Below are 19,952 nucleotides of genomic sequence, written 5' to 3' on the forward strand. Positions count from 1 at the left end.
CTGACCCTATTATGGCTGTTAACTTAAGCGCCAAGAATTAAATCGCTTGGCGCACAGTGATAATACTTACACGTTATAGCTGCGTTTCTATTGGGCCATTAAAAGAACTGACGTCAGGTAACTTACCTTGATACTTTTCGAAATCGACCAAGCAAGTGTATGCGGAGCAAGCCTGGGCAAGCTTTGATGTACCAATATCTTGCGTTAACGTATTAGGGTCACCATAGCTGCACAACGCCCCAATTTCACTACCGCCTTGTTTAGCCCCATCTTTACCGACTGGGCCATACCAAGCCCCTTCATGAATTCGGATAACCCCAGTAGGGAAGCTGTCGGATACCACTGCACCCGCTAACAGTTGACCTCGGTCGTTAAACACACGAACAACATCGCCATCTTTAATGCCGCGCTGTTTTGCATCGGTAGGATTCAAGTACACGGGTTCACGACCTTGTACCGTATAGGTTTCCCGATATTGCTGCGACTCACACATTTGTGAATGTAAGCGTTTATCTGGGTGGCAAGATTGCATCCACATTGGGTATTTATCTGAACCAGGACCACCATGGCTGCGCTCTGACTTTTCTATCCAAGTAGGATGGCCAGGACAGTCATCGTAATTGAATTGGGCGATTTTACGGCTGAAAATTTCAATTAAGCCCGATGGTGTACCCAATGGATTCATTTCAGGATCATCCCTAAAGTCGGCATGGCGAGTCCAAGGTTGGCCTTCACCAAAATGTACATAACCTTGTTTCCAGAACGTGTCGAAATTTGGCATATCGAACTTACCGGCATTATCGGCTTTACAGTCGTTATAAAGTTTCTTAATCCAGTCAAATTCAGACATACCACGGGTATATTCTGTCTCTTTACCCATTATTTTGGCAAAGCGGGTAAAGATATCAAAATCAGACAAGCTATCAAATAATGGTTCAACCATTTTTTGCATCGCTAAAACACCACGGTTAGCGTAGCTGCCATAAACGTCAATGTCATTACGTTCAAATGTAGTACAAGCGGGTAAAACGATGTCTGAGAAACGGCACGTTGCTGTCCAGTTAATGTCGACAGTGACCACACATTCAAGCTTTTGAAATGCTTGCTTCATCTTATTTCTATCTTGGTGATGACTCCATGGATTATTACCTGAAAATACCATCATCTTAATATCAGGATAAGTGACCTTAGCCCCGTTGGCATCGATGGTTTTACCCGGTTCTAAAATGGCATCAATCCAACGTGCAATCGGAATGGTGCTGCTCGCGCCTTTAAAATCATTACTGTCGAATAATGGCTTTTGGCCTTCATCAAGATTACGAGGAAACGCGCCCGGTGCAGCTGCGCCCGATGAAGGAACACCAATACTTGAGTAATGATGGCCATAGCTGATACCACCACCAGGTAAACCAATTTGGCCAATCATAGTGGCAAGTACAGCTGCCATCCAATAAGGTTGTTCACCGTGTTGTTGACGTTGAATACACCAACCCATCATGATTTGAGTACGACCTTTGGTCATCACTTTAGCTAAATCACGTATAATTTCAGGGCTAACACCAGTAATTTTACTGGCCCACTCTGGTGTTTTAGCTACGCTATCTGACTCGCCTAAAATATAAGGTACGAATCTGTCGAAACCTAGGCTGTAGCCCTCAATAAATTTTTCATCGTGTAACTTACTGGTGATCATTTCATGGGCAATGCCCAGCATTAACGCAACGTCAGTTTGTGGGTTGACGTAAAGTTGCTCACAGCCTAAGTATTTTTGGGTTTTAGTGACCACCGGGTCGATACTGATCACCCGGATCTTACCTTGTTTTACTTTTTCTTTAAGCTCCGCTAGATAAGCGAACGATTCATGGGTTTCGGCATTCCAACCCACTTGCAGGTTTTTATAGGGATCATTTGACCACAAAATGATGGTTTTAGATTGCTCAAGGATCAACGGCCATGAAGTACCTTGGGCATAAACTTCAGTAGAACCTAAAATATAAGGCAAAATAGTTTGGCCAGCACCCGTTGAGTAGTCACCAATTTTTTTGACAAAATTACCGTGCATACCAACAGCGCGTTGCATGTGACTGGTACTCGAATGCAGTTGTCCAGTGGCGCGCCAGCCAGTTTGACCCGCGTGCAGTCCTGATGGGCCATATTGAGTTTGCACCTCATCAAGTGAATCTTTAAACAGGGTCAATGCTTTGTCCCAAGTGACACGGACAAAGCGAAAATCACCGCGTTGACTGGTATCGCTTTTATGACCTTTCAATAAAAAATCTAGGCGTACCATAGGGTAGCGAACCCGTGATGGGTTGTAGACTAAGCCTTTAACGCCATTAATCATATCGGTAGGGTATTTGTCCAACTCAAATGGAATCACCTGGTCAATCACGCCATTCTTACGTTTCATCTTGAATGCACCAAAGTGCGAACCGGTAGTCAACCAGTCGTCATTTGCTTTAGTGCCCGCAGCTGCAAGGGCATTGAATGGTGCCAAAACTGATGTACTGCTTAGTCCAACATAAGAAGTCGCCACTAAGCCTTTAAGAAAATGTCTTCTGTTCATGATGATGTCCTATTAATGCGCCGACTTATCGAAAGTAGATGAATGCTCTTGTAAGTACTTTTGTACAAGCGCTTGAGTGTCTTGGTCCATGTTGACGAATGCAATCATGCCTTTAAACATTCCAGGCCAGCTGTTAGCGTCAAAGTGTGCTTCTGCTGGTTGGGTATGGCACACACTACAACTTCTGGTATAAGTGGTGCGGGCATAATCCCAAAGTGGCTGTAAATCGTTAATTAGGTAGTCAGCATCTGTCCAAATTTTGGCTTCAACACGCTGCCATGTTAATCCGGTCATGGGGTCTTCTTTCTGTTCAAAAACATTCATTACGCCTTCTTCTAACGCAGCATCTTTTGACAACTGAGCCGACAGAATGTTAAGACCAAAATCGAAATAGATAACACGACCAGCACCAATTTTTTTACGCCAACCATTAATACCAACTAGTACACGACTGCCATTGATTTCAAGTACCGTCACTTTAGTGGCAATGTTTAACGTGCCAGCTTCAACATCTGTTTTTTGATTAAAATAAAGGGGTTTAGTCAAGGCAGTAAAGTACTGAGCACCAACCACAAGACCAGTTTCGCCAGATCCTACTTGTGCAATGAGTTCTGGTGCACGAGAAGTCCCCATATCAGGAAGTTTGTGAGCAATACCTTTATGGCAATCAACACAGCTTTGGTCTATCTCTGCTGCACGCTTCATTTGTTTTTGCGCCAACTTTGACATGTCATCCCATTTCATCGAGTCATAGTTATGGCAGTTTTTACACGCCAAAGAGTTATCACGGTCGAAGCGTTTCCACTCACGGCTAGCCATCTCTAGACGTTTTGATTCAAATTTTTCTTCAGTATTAACAGTTTGCATCAACCAGCCCCACATATCATGTGATGCTTCAATCTTGCGCCCAATTTTACGACTCCAGTTATGAGGCACGTGACAATCAGGGCAAGTGGCCCGAACGCCAGAGTGATTAGACCAATGCACCGTTTGCTGTAGCTCTTGGTAGGGCTTGCTTTCCATACTGTGACAGCTAATACAGAACTCTTCAGTGTTGGTCATTTCCAGTGCGGTATTAAAACCACCCCAGAATATAATCCCCATTAAAAAAGCCGATAGGCTAATTGTGCCTAAAGTAAGGTATTTGGCAGGCTGGTTTAGCGTCCGCCAGGTATTAATAAACCATTTCATAACAGCATCCTTTATAAGATTGACTCATAATTTGTTTGAGGATTAGTGCGCAACAACGCCACCAAATGCTTGGATCATCCAAATGACAAAACCGTACGCACTAATGCTGGTTACGGTGATAATGGGAAAGAATAAAAAAATGATAAATCCAAGAGCTTTCAGCTCCTTAGACTTCACATTACTTTGGGGATCTACTACGTTTTTTGTTGTCATAGCTTGCTCGCTTAAAAATTACCTTTGCTGATGACAGCTATATTAGATAACAATTGTTAATGGCACTCAGACCGTGGATGAATGAACGTAGACAATATATGAAAGATTATGAACAGACTGATTGAGGGTTAGCTTGCTGTGAGGATTAACAGTGTACGGCTTTATAAAATCAACTTAAGAAGGGTATCAATCAAGGGTCACTAAAATGTACAGTGCTTAATAAGCTAAATAAAAGTGATAGCAAACTTAATAACTGTTAATACCACTCAAAAGTTGGAATTCATAACCGGGGACAACATTTATAAAAGGTATCATATAAATTGCGTTGCAATTTGCTTGAAAAACATAGGGCTATGGGCAGTGTAAACACAATTGAACATGTCATAAGCTAGTAAAAACTAGGCTAATAAAGGGCTGAATTTAGCCAGTTCAGCAGCATTATGCACAGCTAGTTTTTTAATAATTTTAGAGCGGTGCACCTCAATTGTGCGCAGAGAAAGGTATAATTCATCTGCCATTTGTTTGTTAGTTTTACCTTCAATTAATAGATGCAATACTTGGATTTCACGCTCTGTTAACGTGTTATATCGTTGTTTTAGTAGAATAGATTCAAACATCTTATGACTACACGTAAAGGCCTTTTCTATAGCGACAACCAGCTCTTTACCGTTCACAGGTTTTTGAAAAAAATCACAGGCCCCTTGTCTAAATGCATTTACCGCCATCGGCAGATCACCGTGACCTGTTAAAAAAATGATGCCTAACGGACTGTTCGCGGCAATTAATTTTTGTTGTAGTTCTTGGCCTGTAATTTCTGGCATTTTGCTGTCCACAATAAGACAACCTGGTAGGGTAATATCAATGGTATTAATAAACGAAATGGCACTATTGAATACCTGTAAGTTGTATTCATATTGCAATAGCATAAATTGCATAGAATCAAGAATTGCTAGGTCATCATCCACCATATAAATATCTTTAAGCATGTGCATATGTAGTATCAATTCATTAAATGTTAATACAGTGTAAGCATTGTTGATTGTGGATCAAGTTGTTCGGTTGCTTTTGTGCTGTATGCATCTGTTTTGTTAATTAAGTTGCACTACACTGAGTTTGTTGCATAAAAACGGGTTGCTTTGTTTATTACTAAGTACCGATTAACTAAATATTGTTAGATGGCTAAAAGGTTACGGATGCGAATTGAAACTTTGCTGATTGGAGCACTTTCATTAATTCTTGCTGGATATTTAACTCAAGCAAGTGCGCAGCCTGTAATGCCAGTTGCGGACATTGAAAAACCCATTACGACTCAAGCTGAAGTACATTACCGAGTTGCAGTGCTTGCCAATTATGGTGTGGCTAAAAGTATTGAACGCTGGCAGCCATTAATGGACTATTTAAGCCAAAATGTTGCCAATGCCAGCTTTGAAGTTGTGCCGTTAGACTTCAACAACATGAATCAAAAGCTAATCAGTGGCGACATACAGTTTGTTGTCACCAATCCTGGCCATTACTTTAATATGAGTGGCGACTATCCTATTTCTTGGTTGGCAACCATGAAGAGCAATCAACATAATGGCAGCACCTTTGCGATAGGTGCGACTATTATCGTCCGTAAAGACAGCCATTTGTTTAGTGTAGAAGATCTTGCTGGTCATTCCGTGGTGGCCAGTGATCCTAATGCTTTAGGAGGGTACCAAGCCGCGATAGGGCTAATCCATTCTATGGATTATTCGATCAATAACTTCTTTTCCAAAGTGACTTTTCTCGGTTTTCCTCTTGAACCGCTTATTTATCAAGTCCGCGATGGCACAGCTGATATAGCCATTACTCCATTTTGTACTTTAGAACAGATGGTTGCAGAGGGTTATATCGAGGCTAGCGATTATCGTGTAATAAATGATGTCACTCCAGCTGATTATGAATGTGCTGTAAGCACCCCTTTATATCCGAATTGGTCGTTTGCATCGTCGGATGCGGTGCCGTTAATGGTGAGAACGGGGATCACTCGGGCATTACTGTCGATAAGTATGGATGACCCAGCGTCAATCATCGGACAGAACCGAGGCTGGGCAGCACCCATTAGCCAGTTTCAAGTGGTTAAATTGTTTAACGACCTTAACTTAAATGCAGATGATAGCCCTGTGCATCTACAGGTGTGGCAATGGATAAAGCTTAATCAAAAATGGGGCTTTAGTTTATTGGGTTTATTTGTTATCGCGACCATTTATCATCTTTGGTTGGAATATAAATTTAGACAAAAGAGCGAGTTCTTAATCAATACAGAGCGCCAATTGAAAAATAAAGCATTGCAGCTTGAACGCATGCAAAGCGCAGCAATTTTAGGTGAAATTGGAGCAGGTTTAGCTCACGAGCTCAACCAACCCATTGCGGCAATTACACAATATAGTGAAGGCGGTATGATTGAGCAGGCAAAAAATATTGGTACAAACTCAGTACAATACCAATTACTTGAAAAAATACACCAGCAGTCAATGCGTGCAGGAGAAATCGTTCATAGGATCAGAGAATTGCTGCAACGAAAAGGTACTGCAAGTACTGAGTTTGATGTACAAGAACAATTAATGATTTGCCTAGACTTACTAGAGCATGAGTTCGAAAAAGAAAAAATCAACATCAAAACTCAATTGACTACCACTGAAATTAAGCTGAATGGTGATAAAGTTGGTTTTTGTCAGGTGTTGATTAACGTGTTAAAAAATGCCATTGATGCAGTGTCTGAAAAAGAGTTTCCACTTCATAGCCGCAAACGGATATTGATAGATTTACACATTGTTGATCAAAGTTTACAGCTGAAAATTTATGATAATGGTATTGGGTTAACTTGTGCCAACGATGATTTTAAAACAAGTTTCTTTTCTACCAAAGCCAATGGCTTAGGGCTAGGACTGGCTATTTGTAGTGATGTTATTGCGCTTTTTGGTGGTCAGATAAACTTATCAAAATGCAAAGATGACCCAAGCCCACCTTGGCGATATGGATGTAGGGTTCTCATTGTTATCCCATTAAATGCTATGCCCGATTAATCAATCAAATACCCCTAGTTACTTTTATTCCAACCTGTCTTTTTTGGCTTATCTCATTTTATTGAGATGTTAAACCGTGACATCAATCAAATCACGCCCCTCAATGTGGTTTACCACAATACCCTTAGTTTACATATGGATTAACAATGGTGTTAGCGATGATGCTGACTACAGTTTGGGTCTGGTTAGTACCATTAATAATAAGTAAACAGAGAAAAACTTCGTGCTTCGTTGAAGATGAAGGGGGGCAATCATGATTGAGTTAAATCGACGTCATTTTTTAAAGGGAGCGGGTGCCAGTGGTGCCACATGTGCTTTAGCAAGCACGCTTCCTGGTTCGCTAGCAGCGTTAGAAAAATCACCCTTAAAAGGTGTTGCTTCTGAAGTTGCCAGTATTTGTGAAATGTGTTCAACGCGGTGTCCTATTAAGGCACGCATTGTAGATGGCAAAAACGTATTTATTACTGGTAATAAAGAAGCTAAATCGTTTGGTGGCAAAGTCTGCGCCCGAGGTGGAGCTGGCCATAGCTTACTTTACGATCCACAGCGTATCGTTAATCCACTTAAGCGTGTGGGTGAACGCGGCGCAGGTGAATGGGCTGAGATTTCATGGGCTGATGCTTATAAAGAAATCGCCACCAAAATGAACCAAATAAAACAACAATATGGTGCAGAAACCATAGCGTTCTCATCAAAGTCTGGTTCACTTTCAGGTCATATATTTCATCTTGCTGAGGCTTTTGGATCGCCCAATACATTTACTCATGCCTCAACGTGCCCAGGCAGTTATGTTGTTGCTGCTAAGGCAATATTTGGCACCAAAATGAAGCGTGATTTAAGCAATGCCAAATACATCATCAACTTTGGGCATAACCTGTATGAAGGCATCAACATGTCTGAAACCAGAGGCTTGATGCAAGCTCAAATGGATAGAGGAGCCAAGTTAGTTGTATTTGAACCTAGATTCTCGATTGTGGCAGATAAGGCTGATGAGTGGCATGCAATACGTCCAGGTACCGACGTCGCGGTCGCGTTAGCGTTATGTCATGTGTTGATTAATGACAATTTATATGACCATGACTTCATTGAAAAATATGTTGTTGGTTTTGATGAGTTCGCCGCTGAAGTACAAAAGTATACCCCAGAATGGGCCGAAACTATTTCAGATGTATCTGCCACTGCCATTCGACGTATTGCACATGAATACGCAAGCCACGCTCCACACGCCGTTGTTGATTTTGGCCATCGCGCTACCTTTACACCAGAAGAGTTCGACATGCGCCGTGCGCTATATGCAGCCAACATATTGATTGGCAACATCGAACGAAAAGGGGGCATTTACATGGGCCAGAAAGCACCTGGCTACAATAAGTTTGCCGGTGAAAATGTTGCCCCTGCGCTAGCCAAACCGGGTGTTAAAGGCATGCCTAAGCCAACGGCAATCCGCATTGACCAGGTTGAAAAGCAGTATGCAATGATGTGGTCAAATGGTGGCATTTATCAAACCATTTTAGATGCAACATTAGACGCCAAACCCTATCAATTAAAAGCATGGGTAATGAGCCGTACTAACCCAATGCAAACCCTTACAGACCGAGCCAAAGTAGAGCAATCGCTTAAAAAGCTAGATTTAGTGGTGTCATGTGACCTGTATATCAGTGAAACCGCCGCATACGCAGATTATATTTTGCCAGAATCGACTTATCTTGAACGCGATGAAGAGATACAAGATAAATCAGGTAAAAATCCGGCCTATTATGTTCGTCAACGTGTGGTTGAAACCATTGGTAATACTCGCCCAAGCTGGCAAATATTTAAAGAATTAGGTCAAGCTTTAGGGCTTGAACAATTTTACCCTTGGGACAATATACAAACATTGCAATTAATGCAGCTGAATCGCGATCATAGCTTATTGGAACACATCAAAAAAATGGGTTACGTCAGCTACGGTAAGCCATTGATGTTGCGTGAACCTGAAATGGTTACCGAATTCGTTAAGGCTTATCCCAATGCCAAAAGTGTTGATGCAGACGGTACTTATGCAAGCTCAATGAGCTTTAAAACACCCAGCGGCAAGATTGAGTTAACGTCACCCAAAATAGAAGGCATGGCACCAGGTCGAGGTGTGATTAAGCATCGCGATGTACAACTAAAACAAGTTGATGAGTTGTACTTTATACAAGGGAAGGTCGCGGTACACACCAATGGCGCCACCCATAATATTCCAATGCTAGCCAATCTTATGTCGAAAAATGCGATTTGGATCCATCCAATAACGGCTGGGCGACTCGATATCCATAGCGGTGATGCAATTAGATTAACCAGCAGTGTGGGCAGTGAGGAAGGAACCGCCTTAGTCACCCCGGGGATTCGTCAAGATACTGTGTTTGCATACATGGGCTTTGGCTCCAAAAATAAAGAACTGGTGCGAGCCACAGGAAAAGGTATCCATTGCGGCAACCTACTTCCTAATGTCATCGCCCCCATCTGTGGCATGAATTTACATACCACGGGTGTCAAGTTGGTAAAAATTTAGCCGGTAACTAATTGATTTGGAGTCTCCTATGAGCAAACGATATGTCATGGTGCATGATGAAAATAAATGCATCGGCTGCCAAGCTTGCAATATAGCTTGTCGTAGTGAAAACGAAGTCCCTGAAGGGGTAACACGCCTGCAAGTTAGGGTGGAAGGTCCTTTTGGTGAAGCACCAAACTTACATTTTAAATATCACCGCGTGTCCTGTCAGCAATGCGAAGACGCACCTTGTGTCAGTGTTTGCCCTACAGGTGCTGCTTACATAGACGAAAATGGCTTAGTGTCTATTCATAACGATAAGTGCGTTGGCTGTATGTATTGTGTCGCGGCATGTCCATACAAAGTGCGCTTTATGAATCCCATAACCAAGGCTGCAGACAAATGTAATTTCTGTAAAGACACGCGCCTAGCCAGAGGTGAACAACCCGCTTGCGTTACAGCATGCCCAACAGATGCATTGTATTTTGGTGATGCTAACGACAGCAAAAGTGAGGTTGCTCAATTACTGAATACAAAAATAACCTATCAAGACAAAACGCATTTAGGTACCAAACCACGAGTGTACCGTGTTCCGACTAAACGAGGAGGGATAGAGTCATGAACAATATATGGGGCGACATGGCGCAATATGATCCAGTGACATGGAACTGGGTTATCGCCGTTTATTTATTTATGGCCGGTTTATCGGCAGGTAGCGTACTCATTGGTATTGGTATGCGTTGGTATAGTAAAGGGGGCAATATTGAAACTTCGATATTAAAAGCCTCTGCCATTATTGGGCCTGTAGCCATAAGCTTAGGTTTGGCCTGTTTAGTGTTTGATTTAACCAAACCATTTCATTTCTGGCTCATCTTAGTCAATTATAATTTTACCTCTGTAATGGCGATTGGTGTGTTGGCCTTATTGGCTTATTCACCGTTAGGTATTGCTTATGCATTGATTGTATTGCGAGATGATTTACCAAAGTGGAAGTTAGGACTTTTAGCCCCAATAGGGCATATGCTATTGCCAATGCGTAAAGTCATCGAAATCCTACTGTTTGTACTTGCTATAGGTGTTGGTGCGTATACTGGCTTTTTAATCTCGGCCATGAATGCCTACCCAATGCTCAATACTGCAGTATTACCGGCATTGTTTTTAGCATCTGGTTTATCAGCGGGAGCAGCGGGTAACTTAATTGTTGCGTTAACCTGTTTTAATAGCAGCCCCCATGATAACGATGTGGCAAAAATGCACAGCCTGGATTTACCGGTAATCGTGTCTGAAATGATGTTTTTAGTGATGCTGTTTAGTACTCTTTATTTCACAGGAGGCGCAGCTGCTGAAGCATTAGCATCGTTAAGTACCGACATTTGGGCTAGCGTGTTTTGGATAGGCGTAGTCGGAATCGGGTTTATCGTTCCTATTCTGTCTATGTTTTTACCTGCCAATGCTCGTCACACTAAAGCCATCATGATATCAGTTGCCTGTTGTAGTTTGACGGGGGTTTTAGCATTACGCCACTTCATCATCTATGCTGGACAAGGTTATATAAGTTAACCAAGAAATAAGTAAATAAGTAATCTTTTACCCTCCAGTTGACTAAAGTTGATTGGAGGGTAAAAATTAGGCCATTGGCTGCAGTATTCAGTTGTAACAACAATTAACGTTGGTCTTTGGTTTGTGAGCAAACACTAAGGTCGACCGCATTCACTGTCATACCCATACGTTTCGAAACGACAAACGTAGAATATTCAACTTTACCGCTAACCTATACTTGAAGTTATTATTTAAGCTGCTATATTGGCTTTATGAAAACATCAATATTCACATTCTATTCAATTATTTTTTTAGGGAGCTTCGCCCTAAAATTCCCCGATTAAGCGGGCGTACATTTGCGCCCATCTGTTTCTGACAGAATCTACAATTAAAATTAACATTTTAAAAACAGCTTACATTTATATGTTGAGGCTTAGATTTTGTTAAACTATTTTTCGTCAATAGGATTAACTCAACCTTTGCTTTATCTACAGATAATAATTAGTTATTTTTAAAAGTCTGTAATGACAATTAATTTTAATATAATACAAATAAACCAAAAAAGTTCTAAAAGGAGGACGGTGGATTATTTACTTCAAAAAACGAGTTTGTTGCATTAAATAAACGTGATTAATATTTAGTTTATAAGGTAATGATATGTCTAAGCATGAAATGAAAAAACCATTGTTGTCGCTAAAAGAAAAGCGTAAGTTGAAAAAAGAATCAAATGCTACAGAGGTAGTCAAGGTAAGGAAGAAAAAAGGCTAGTACACTAAATATGTAGTACTTCCCCCTTAATTAACTGAACAATTTTTGGATTAAATTTGTCAGTAAAAACACCATTTTGTGGGGGCTAGGTCACAACAGTGTAGAATTGTATATATATAGGCTGAAGGTGTTTTTTATATTCAGCCTATTTTTTAACATACAAGACTTTTGCTCATTAACGTTACAGGCAGCTTATGCGCATTAACCATTTGTAATTAAAGACTTATTGGTTTTTTTGTTGCAGTAATGATTTTTTAAAATTGATAATGATGTTAACTTTCTCTAAGAAAAAGAGTGCAGGAGTCTAGAGATGTCAGCAAAAAATAGTGAGGTTAAGCCGCATCATGTTGGAGTAGGTATCATTAGAGCTCAAACAACTCAGCGACCAAAAAAAGTGGCCATAAGGATACCTGAAAATTACATTGGTCTAGTTAAGCAGTTAGTTAACTATTTGGATGAACTTACAATGGTTAATGGACACAAGGTTCAGGTGGAGTCTGAAAAAGTGTTAGTAAACTCTATACAACATAAGGCTCAAGAGATCATCTTTAAAGCATTAATTTCTAAATAGACTTCATGCTAAAAATTTATTAAACTATTAGTACACAAAAAGACACCAGATTAAAATTTAATTCCAGAGATAATCCCCCTATCTTAAAGGCACTGCACAGCTTATTGGTTTATTTGTTAAATTCATGTGTATTTTTTGGTGTTATAAATTCAGCCACAGAGCAATATAATAACGATTGAAAGTAAAAACGTGGATGTTTACATTGTAGTAACTTGCACCTTCCGCCATTTTTTAAGGTACTGACACTCAGTTACTCAGTTACTCAGTTATTTTTAATAAACTAGGAATAATATTTACAACCGCATGTAATTTCTTAAATTAATGTCACTAGATTAATAATGTTATTTTACCTCATTGAACTTTCTAAAATCAAAGTTTGATCGTTAGGTAAAATATTCAAAGCATGATTATTAGATTTTGGAGGAAAAAATGAATAACAGACCTGAAATAACGATCTCATCACTTGATGCACAGAGATTATTTACGCTAATCGAGTCCTTACCTACAAAGAAAATGGTAGGTATAAGTGAGCTTGAAGAAGAACTCGCTCGAGCCATTATCGTAGATCCAAAAGAAATACCCACTACGATTGTCACCATGAATTCAACGGTTAAATTTACTGTCGAGGCGTCTCGAGAAGAGTTTTTAATGACGCTTGTTTATCCCAAAGATCTCGATTTGAAAGGCGATAAAATTTCTATTCTAGCGCCGGTTGGGAGTGCCTTACTTGGGTTGGCTCAGGGAGATCAAATTGAATGGCCAAAGCCTGGTGGAGGGTTAATAAAAATAACTATTAATGAAATTTTTTATCAACCAGAAAGGGCTGGTGAATACCATCGTTGATACATCATCTATTCAATAGATTGATAAGGATCTAAACCAGCTCAATGAAGTCACACTATTGAACTGGTTAAGAAATATTGGCTAGACCGTTAGACCTTAGAGCTACATTTTCTCATATTTTGAGTCTACATTGATTTGATAACTCTAACGTTTATGTCGAAAACTGATCTAGATGCCTTGATTAAAAATGTTTTAACTCAACTCTGAACTGAGGCCGTTGAAGACTCTTTATAAAAGAATGCGTAAGTTTGATAGGACGTCAGGCTAGCTTTGGAGGGGAAGGGTCGTTCATTGGCATCTGACCCATATGGATATGGGGAATGTCATTATGATGTAGGGAACATCATTGACCTTGCCACCACGACATTCGTGAATCCATTCACATCAGACTCCCATCTGAAGCGTTAGCATTTTCACTCTTTATTACCAGAGGGGCTGAAGACGGTTATAAACGAAGTCCAAAACTGGATTGATTTTCATCGTAATTTTTCTCTGCTGTTGTTTGGTTAAAAAGCAAAAAAAATTGCCGGAATGCTGACGGTTTGCAAAGGCTGATTCATAACCAAGAATGCGCTTTACCCCTTTGCTCTGGTGTGGGCGACGCGCCACGACGTTAGTGGCCGCAGGCCATAAGTACAAAACAAAAAACATCTGGTCCTGGCTCAAAGTATTACCGGGACGACGTGGGAGTTGGGGGCGACAAGAAGGCTATTAGCAATCATCTGTTCATATATGAGTAGATGCCTTAGCTTGTAAAGGAGCACAAATGGGTTAGGGGCTTAACTCATTTGTGCTCCTTTAAGTGTTAGTCGATGATATTGTCATCTCAAAAAATTCGTTACGGCGCACAAAATTCATTCAGATTATCAACACAGATAAATCATACTCTACCTTTACGTTACGATATTGACTGCAACGCTCGAATATTTCAGAGTTTACTCTATTGCTTGCACTATGCTTGCGGCATAATGGCGTCAAATATTTAACAGAGTCGTTATAATGGATAAGCAGCAAGACAGTTACATGACTGAAGAAACACTCATTGAAGTAGTCGAAAATCAAATCGCCGACGGTGAGCCCAAAAAGGTAAAAGAAACCTTGATGCGCTTAGTCATGACAGGAACACCGCGTGACGAAGCTATTCAAATGATGGCTTGCGCGTTGGCTATCGAAGTTTTCGATGTCATGAAAAATGGTTGCTCTTTTAACGAAATACGTTATGGCCAGCATTTGAATGCACTACCGAATATGGATTGGATGGAAGATTAATAGCAGCTCATAAATTCGTGTTTTGTTAATCCCGATAAGTGACATTATCGGGGGTTAATTGAAAAGTCTAAAGTAAGATGTTGGATTTGCACCTTCGATGAGTAGTGTTGGAGCCTGTTTAGAACTCGTAATCGCAAACTTAGTCTTTATTATGCTGTTCGCTCTCTACTTATATAAAAGTAAGTTCACAGGTCAATGTTAACTAACTTACGAAGATTCACAGGGTTTATTAATGCTTAGATTCGAACACTGTAATGTCAAAACGTGTACTAATGAATTACTCGCCTTGGGTCAGGCCGACATGAAAATGTGGTACATTTTTGAGTGGTTAGATAAGCACGAGGAATTACAAAATGGGACTCAAGCAGAAATAATTAAACTTTATGTAAATGATAAATTGGTAGGGTACAGTCTTTTTGAAAACTTTGAAGCCCGTGCAGACAAAGTCACTTGTCATCAAGGTGTGAACTATAAAGAATTGGGTATTATTCATTTTGTAACAGTCATAGAGCATCGTAATAAAGGTTATGCTACGTTGTTGGCTAATGCGTTGCTTAAAAATATTATTGAACCTATGTTGGCACGTTATAATGATTTTAATGTTTACGTCATTGCGACTGGTCGAGCGGTCCCATTAATGGAACGGACTGATATCCCTTCAAAATACCTAATCAAGCAATTCTATTCTGATATATCGTTTAAAGAGAAAGTAGTAAATTACCTAAGAAAACAAGAACAAAATGCATTGAATGCAGTTGCTTGTGAAATTTCAAATAAACAGCTAACAAGTTAATCTAAAGCATACTTATGATTGTTCTAATTGTGAGTGTTAGAGCTCAGACACCAACACAATTTGGTCTAGAAGTGGGTTATCAAGCGTAACAGGACTCATCAACATTGATATCCACTCGGTTAATGGAGCGATAATTATATCGTCCCCAATAAGAACTCGCTCTAGATACCTATCATCGAATAGGCAATATTATCCAACAACGTATCAGTTCATACGCCAATCTCAAAGTCGGATTAACTTTCGACCAAACAATAAAAGTACTATTGAAGTCTTTTTATTAACAACCGCTATAGCATTTAATTCCAAACCTATTTATAAGTATGTTGCTTATATTTATAGCAAGCAGTCTATATAAAAGCTTATAATAATCAATGTGTTATTTTTAATGTTAAATTTCAATAATTAACAATGATACGACACAAGTTGTCGTGTTATTCGGTATAATAATAACCAACAAGAAGTTAATCGAGGTTTTTATGGATGGTTTGGTAACAGAGTCTGTCAATTTACTTACTTTTCTAGAGTTAGGGAAAGTACCAGATTATGAGCAATTAAAGCCTGAAGATATGGCGCGACTATTTCCAGAGCAATGGTTAACCTTAACCGATGATTGGAACGGATTATATTATCATGCACAGCAAACCGCTGAGGGGTGGTACGATCATTTACTAGTTGCTCGAGTATTGCAAGATGAAGCTTCACAAGCTCCGAATTCCGATATATTAGCTATTAAACAGTTAATCGTTTCACGTAATACTTATGAGGCTTATCAAGACTATCCTGCCTTATCGCAAGTGTTGGATATCTTTTATCGCAATGAAGACGGTTTTAAACGTAATTTTAGTGCGATTGCTGATGTAAATAGTTTCTTAATTGAAGAAGCTGAATCATTACTCCAGTCGTTATTAGTGGCGTTTTCTGTGCAACAACCAAATATTGAATCACTCGATTGGGAAAATTATCAGCAAATGGCCGAAGCGATAAAGGATAATTGTGAATTATTTTTTTCGAGTTACTTTAATCATTTGATCCTTGCCGCTGAATTACTTATACAGTTAAAACCTAATAGCGCTGTACTCAAGCAGGTTGCACTTTGTTGGCCACCCTATGTATTGAGCTCAAGTACAGGAGAATTATTTTTTATCCGTAAGTTGCTAGCACATTGTTATAAAAACGAAGGCGTTGAATTTCTACTCGCTAATGTTGAGCACATAATGCCGGAGCATTTATTGTTTTTATTGGCTCAATCGTCAGCTTCTGACTGCATCATTATGAAAAAGGCCTTTACTGATACATTTTCTGCACAAGGTTATTACCCTGGCGCCAATTGTTCTCTCCAAGTTTACGATGACTTTTTTACGTTAATCATTAACCGAAAATCTAAGAGGCTGATAAATGATCATCTTTAAATTATTTAAAAAAGAAACTGAATCGTTATTGTCTCTCCTTGATGATGAGAATAAATTTGGCATTGGTTATTCAGAGCGTCCAAGTCTGACAGCGCGCGTATGGATCCAAGAATCTCAGGAGTTTGATTGGATTGATAATTTTCTGAGAGATGACGACAACAACCCGTGGGCCGAAGAATATGATATGACATTATTGGTTCGTCTCGCATTAGATTGCTGGGAAAGTAAGCTTCCAAACCCAGCTAGAAATGTAAAAGCCCTTTGCGGTTCGCGCTCAGGAAAATTCGCCATGGAAGAAGATTCACCTTTTTACAGCTTATGGACACTATTTCTCAATAGAAATGAATCATTGATGGATTTAATGTCAAAAAGCAGCGATCCCGCTTTGCAACCGAGTGTCTTACTCGAACAAGCAGAATTATTACTTGATGCGCATTATCTGACGATTCAAAGGTTAAATCGTTGCTATGGCGGAGATCCCCGCAGTTGTACTGAACATAAATGGTTTAAATCAAAATTACCCTTGCCGGTAGGGAAGAGTAAAACAAAGGCAAGTAGGTCAAATAAAGCCTTCAATCGGGATTTTGTGCCTATAATGCTGGCGGCAAAAATAGTCATGCATTTTCATCCCCAAAGTAGCTTACTGCAAGCCTTAGCGCTTGCGCCAGAACATTACTCAGTTGGAGAATGGGGCTATGAATACTGGTTTCGCAGAACCTTGCAAAAACACTGTGCCATGCAGCAAGGTTGGTTATTTCTGTTGATGAACATGCCAAGGTTCGCACCTGAGGAATTAATGTATTTAATGAGCCGAGTCCCCGTTAGCGCCAATGAATGTGACACACTAATCGACGTATTTGAAGAATATTATGATGAAGATACTCAAGAAAGAACAAAATATTGGTACCGAGATAAATCAGAATATATGGATTACTTTGAGAAATATTTTCAGGTAGGTTATCTGCTTAATCACTAAGTCTTTGTCGTGTCATGGTTCATCATTAGATTAAAGGTCTACTATGTCTAAGAATAAAAATGCTAATACGCTTCTAAGGCAGCAAACATTACTTAAATTTATTCCTGCTAATGCGGGAATAAAAAGTGCTGATCTGCTCAACAAGCTTAAAAGTGAAGGGTTTGAGGTCACTCAACGCACATTGCAGAGAGATCTCGAAGTGCTGTCGCAGTACTTTTCTATTTATTCAGAAACAGACACAAAACCCTATCTATGGCGTTGGTCTGGTCTTGGTATCAATAGAACACATATCGACAGCATAAGTTTAACGGATGCATTGTCGTTAATGTTGGTAGAAAAGTCGCTACAGCAACTATTGCCTCCGGCGATGCAACGCCATTTACAACATAATTTTGAGCATTCGCGGCAGCTGTTAAACACCTTAAAAGATGATGATAATGCCCAATGGTTTGAAAAAGTTGCCAGTGTAATGCCAGATATTGGTTTTAAACCGCCATCAATCGATGAGAGTTTATTAACTGACATACAGGAAGCATTATTAAAAGACCAAACCATTGTAGTTAGTTATCTTGCAGCAAAAAACACAACAGCAGCTGAATATTTGCTTATGCCACTGGCCTTAGTGCAGCGAGGCCACGTGCTTTATGTTATTGCTCAAGATATCACTAAGGGTGCAACTACCGCACAAATCAAACGATTTGCCATGCACCGTTTTCAAACGGTAACCCGCATTCACGAACAAGGGATCCGTCCGCAAAATTTTAATCTTCAACAATATTTACAAGATGGTGCAATGCAATTTGGCAATGGTGACAAATTCGCACTCAAAGCAAAAGTGACCGAAGAACTGGCCTTTATTTTGAACGAAAGCCCTATGTCAGATGATATGAAGATTATCCAATCAGAGGATGAAACATATCAACTCAGTGCCACAGTCAATAATGGTTGGCAACTAAACTGGTGGCTAAGGGGGCAAGGCGCAAACATTGAGGTACTAGAGCCACAAGAGCTTCGAGCTCGAATGCGTGACAATTTACGTAAAACGATGGAAATTTACGGGCCTTCATAAAATTAGTGATCTTAGTATTACTCCAAATACTCATTTGTATCTAATGAATGGTTAGATGCGGACATATCAGAATTTCCCTAAATTTGTGTCAAAAAATTAGGGCATAAAAGTGACTTAAGTTATTCTTAACAAGGTTTATATTTTTATATGTATAACAAGGAGATAGTTGATTAAAAATTATACTGCAAGCAATCCAATTAGAATTATTGTCGAAGATCAAGTTCTTCCTGTACTCATGTCATCAGCTATCGAAGCTTTTGATCATGAGCATAAAACGCCTAGAGGGAAAGCCTCTTCTGGGCTTGAAACATATGGATTACTTTGGGGTTACGTTATTCCCTCAAAAAGTGAAGATAGCGCGAGCAAAATTATTGTCACAACTGCGACAATTGAGACTTCTGCTGTTCGTCATCAGGATTGGGTCCAGCCAAATTTAGAAAGTGTTGAAGCAAAAAAAGAGCTAATTGAACAGTATTGGCCTCATCTAGAATTAGTCGGTACCTTTCATTCACATCCTTATGAATCACTTAATGATGTAAAAGAAGTCAAAGGATGGCGAGCTTCTGAAGGCGATCGAGAACATTGGCCTCATATTCATGAGCAAATTGTTTCAAAACAACCGCTGATGGCTCACTTAATTTTTACCGTTACCGAATTGAAAAAGAGCGGCTGGGCCTTTCCAACAGAAATTGAGGGCAAAAATCACAGTGGACTATCTTTCACCGCAGGTAAAAAGAAACTTTGGTTAAACTCATATACCAGCGTTTGTATTAAACACGAAAGTGAAGACGGTGAAATTGAATCTAAATTTACGATGCATGAAGGCCCTATAAAACTTGATGCTCCAGCATTATCCCGCCGTATGTTAGACAATAACTAAACTATGTTCATCTCTAATTAATAGATAACAACAATGTACCATTAGGGTATCCCTGTTCTACCACATGCCAGCACCTTGGTTTTGACGGCTAGTTTGTCCTATTGGGTTACCATGATCCAATAGGACGTTAACAGACCTGAATATTTTGATCAGACTGTATTTACTAATTGATTGTAATGGTTAAGTTTATAAGATGCTGTTCATAAAGTAAATGCCGCAAAGCGGCTTCGTTCAATACAATAATAAACAGATATATCGACCAAGCTATTATTAATCAATGCTTATATTGATATACCTAACACC

Annotated in this window: 17 protein-coding genes; 12 read left to right on the top strand and 5 right to left on the bottom strand. The window is 39.7% G+C overall.

The window, feature by feature from the left end:
- Positions 1–73: 73 nt before the first annotated feature.
- The 4 genes from torA to EGC86_RS10030 form a co-directional block, all read right to left on the bottom strand.
- Positions 74–2,566 (bottom strand): trimethylamine-N-oxide reductase TorA, encoded by a 2,493-nt coding sequence (gene torA, locus EGC86_RS10015; protein WP_123777436.1) that lies wholly within the window; start codon positions 2,564–2,566, stop codon positions 74–76.
- A 12-nt stretch (positions 2,567–2,578) separates the two neighbouring features.
- Complete coding sequence (torC, locus tag EGC86_RS10020) at positions 2,579–3,757, bottom strand: pentaheme c-type cytochrome TorC (protein ID WP_123777437.1); 1,179 nt, start codon at positions 3,755–3,757, stop codon at positions 2,579–2,581.
- 42 nt (positions 3,758–3,799) lie between these two features.
- Positions 3,800–3,970: a nitrate reductase gene (locus tag EGC86_RS10025; protein ID WP_011637457.1), complete on the bottom strand. Its 171-nt coding sequence runs from the start codon at positions 3,968–3,970 to the stop codon at positions 3,800–3,802.
- Positions 3,971–4,368: 398 nt separating this feature from the next.
- Positions 4,369–4,962, bottom strand: coding sequence for a response regulator transcription factor (locus EGC86_RS10030; RefSeq protein ID WP_123777438.1), 594 nt, complete (start codon positions 4,960–4,962; stop codon positions 4,369–4,371).
- A 201-nt stretch (positions 4,963–5,163) separates the two neighbouring features.
- Between EGC86_RS10030 and EGC86_RS10035 the strand changes: the two genes are divergently transcribed.
- From EGC86_RS10035 to rnk, 6 genes are all read left to right on the top strand, one after another.
- Positions 5,164–7,017 carry a sensor histidine kinase gene (locus tag EGC86_RS10035; RefSeq protein ID WP_123777439.1) on the top strand — a complete coding sequence of 618 codons (1,854 nt, stop codon included), beginning with the start codon at positions 5,164–5,166 and terminating at the stop codon, positions 7,015–7,017.
- A gap of 253 nt (positions 7,018–7,270) precedes the next feature.
- A complete protein-coding gene (gene phsA / locus EGC86_RS10040) occupies positions 7,271–9,553 on the top strand; it encodes a thiosulfate reductase PhsA (protein ID WP_123777440.1) in 2,283 nt (760 codons plus the stop codon).
- Positions 9,554–9,581: 28 nt separating this feature from the next.
- Positions 9,582–10,154 carry a 4Fe-4S dicluster domain-containing protein gene (locus tag EGC86_RS10045; protein WP_102036995.1) on the top strand — a complete coding sequence of 191 codons (573 nt, stop codon included), beginning with the start codon at positions 9,582–9,584 and terminating at the stop codon, positions 10,152–10,154.
- Entirely contained in the window at positions 10,151–11,092 is a 942-nt protein-coding gene (nrfD, locus tag EGC86_RS10050; RefSeq protein WP_123777441.1) for an NrfD/PsrC family molybdoenzyme membrane anchor subunit, read from the top strand. Before EGC86_RS10045 ends, nrfD begins: the two co-directional genes overlap by 4 nt.
- Before the next feature lie 1,057 nt (positions 11,093–12,149).
- On the top strand, positions 12,150–12,410 hold the full coding sequence (locus tag EGC86_RS10055) for a hypothetical protein (RefSeq protein WP_123777442.1): 261 nt from the start codon (positions 12,150–12,152) through the stop codon (positions 12,408–12,410).
- A gap of 429 nt (positions 12,411–12,839) precedes the next feature.
- Complete coding sequence (gene rnk / locus EGC86_RS10060) at positions 12,840–13,253, top strand: nucleoside diphosphate kinase regulator (RefSeq protein ID WP_011637464.1); 414 nt, start codon at positions 12,840–12,842, stop codon at positions 13,251–13,253.
- Between the two features lie 423 nt (positions 13,254–13,676).
- Here rnk and EGC86_RS10065 read toward each other — a convergent pair whose 3' ends face one another.
- On the bottom strand, positions 13,677–13,919 hold the full coding sequence (locus EGC86_RS10065) for a hypothetical protein (protein WP_123777443.1): 243 nt from the start codon (positions 13,917–13,919) through the stop codon (positions 13,677–13,679).
- 333 nt (positions 13,920–14,252) lie between these two features.
- Here EGC86_RS10065 and EGC86_RS10070 point away from each other — a divergent pair, with 333 nt between their 5' ends.
- The 6 genes from EGC86_RS10070 (at position 14,253) to EGC86_RS10095 (ending at position 19,649) form a co-directional block, all read left to right on the top strand.
- Entirely contained in the window at positions 14,253–14,522 is a 270-nt protein-coding gene (locus EGC86_RS10070) for a hypothetical protein (RefSeq protein ID WP_011637465.1), read from the top strand.
- Positions 14,523–14,823: 301 nt separating this feature from the next.
- A complete protein-coding gene (locus EGC86_RS10075; protein ID WP_245423136.1) occupies positions 14,824–15,315 on the top strand; it encodes a GNAT family N-acetyltransferase in 492 nt (163 codons plus the stop codon).
- Between the two features lie 476 nt (positions 15,316–15,791).
- Positions 15,792–16,724, top strand: a complete 933-nt coding sequence (locus tag EGC86_RS10080; RefSeq protein WP_123777445.1) for a hypothetical protein — start codon at positions 15,792–15,794, stop codon at positions 16,722–16,724.
- A complete protein-coding gene (locus EGC86_RS10085) occupies positions 16,711–17,700 on the top strand; it encodes a hypothetical protein (RefSeq protein ID WP_123777446.1) in 990 nt (329 codons plus the stop codon). Before EGC86_RS10080 ends, EGC86_RS10085 begins: the two co-directional genes overlap by 14 nt.
- Before the next feature lie 43 nt (positions 17,701–17,743).
- Positions 17,744–18,769, top strand: coding sequence for a helix-turn-helix transcriptional regulator (locus tag EGC86_RS10090; protein ID WP_123777447.1), 1,026 nt, complete (start codon positions 17,744–17,746; stop codon positions 18,767–18,769).
- A gap of 166 nt (positions 18,770–18,935) precedes the next feature.
- A complete protein-coding gene (locus EGC86_RS10095; protein ID WP_123777448.1) occupies positions 18,936–19,649 on the top strand; it encodes a hypothetical protein in 714 nt (237 codons plus the stop codon).
- Positions 19,650–19,952 lie beyond the last annotated feature (303 nt).

Source organism: Shewanella frigidimarina (genome assembly GCF_003797125.1).
GTDB classification, from domain to species: domain Bacteria; phylum Pseudomonadota; class Gammaproteobacteria; order Enterobacterales; family Shewanellaceae; genus Shewanella; species Shewanella frigidimarina.

What these genes read in the sequence shown, in the direction of transcription:
- EGC86_RS10035 (WP_123777439.1), top strand. Translation starts at nt 5,164, where the DNA reads ATGCGAATTGAAACTTTGCTGATTGGAGCACTTTCATTAATTCTTGCT.
- EGC86_RS10080 (WP_123777445.1), top strand. Translation starts at nt 15,792, where the DNA reads ATGGATGGTTTGGTAACAGAGTCTGTCAATTTACTTACTTTTCTAGAG.
- EGC86_RS10055 (WP_123777442.1), top strand. Translation starts at nt 12,150, where the DNA reads ATGTCAGCAAAAAATAGTGAGGTTAAGCCGCATCATGTTGGAGTAGGT.
- nrfD (WP_123777441.1), top strand. Translation starts at nt 10,151, where the DNA reads ATGAACAATATATGGGGCGACATGGCGCAATATGATCCAGTGACATGG.
- EGC86_RS10030 (WP_123777438.1), bottom strand. Translation starts at nt 4,962, where the DNA reads ATGCACATGCTTAAAGATATTTATATGGTGGATGATGACCTAGCAATT.
- EGC86_RS10045 (WP_102036995.1), top strand. Translation starts at nt 9,582, where the DNA reads ATGAGCAAACGATATGTCATGGTGCATGATGAAAATAAATGCATCGGC.
- EGC86_RS10075 (WP_245423136.1), top strand. Translation starts at nt 14,824, where the DNA reads ATGAAAATGTGGTACATTTTTGAGTGGTTAGATAAGCACGAGGAATTA.
- EGC86_RS10070 (WP_011637465.1), top strand. Translation starts at nt 14,253, where the DNA reads ATGGATAAGCAGCAAGACAGTTACATGACTGAAGAAACACTCATTGAA.
- phsA (WP_123777440.1), top strand. Translation starts at nt 7,271, where the DNA reads ATGATTGAGTTAAATCGACGTCATTTTTTAAAGGGAGCGGGTGCCAGT.
- EGC86_RS10085 (WP_123777446.1), top strand. Translation starts at nt 16,711, where the DNA reads ATGATCATCTTTAAATTATTTAAAAAAGAAACTGAATCGTTATTGTCT.
- torC (WP_123777437.1), bottom strand. Translation starts at nt 3,757, where the DNA reads ATGAAATGGTTTATTAATACCTGGCGGACGCTAAACCAGCCTGCCAAA.
- EGC86_RS10025 (WP_011637457.1), bottom strand. Translation starts at nt 3,970, where the DNA reads ATGACAACAAAAAACGTAGTAGATCCCCAAAGTAATGTGAAGTCTAAG.
- torA (WP_123777436.1), bottom strand. Translation starts at nt 2,566, where the DNA reads ATGAACAGAAGACATTTTCTTAAAGGCTTAGTGGCGACTTCTTATGTT.
- EGC86_RS10090 (WP_123777447.1), top strand. Translation starts at nt 17,744, where the DNA reads ATGTCTAAGAATAAAAATGCTAATACGCTTCTAAGGCAGCAAACATTA.
- rnk (WP_011637464.1), top strand. Translation starts at nt 12,840, where the DNA reads ATGAATAACAGACCTGAAATAACGATCTCATCACTTGATGCACAGAGA.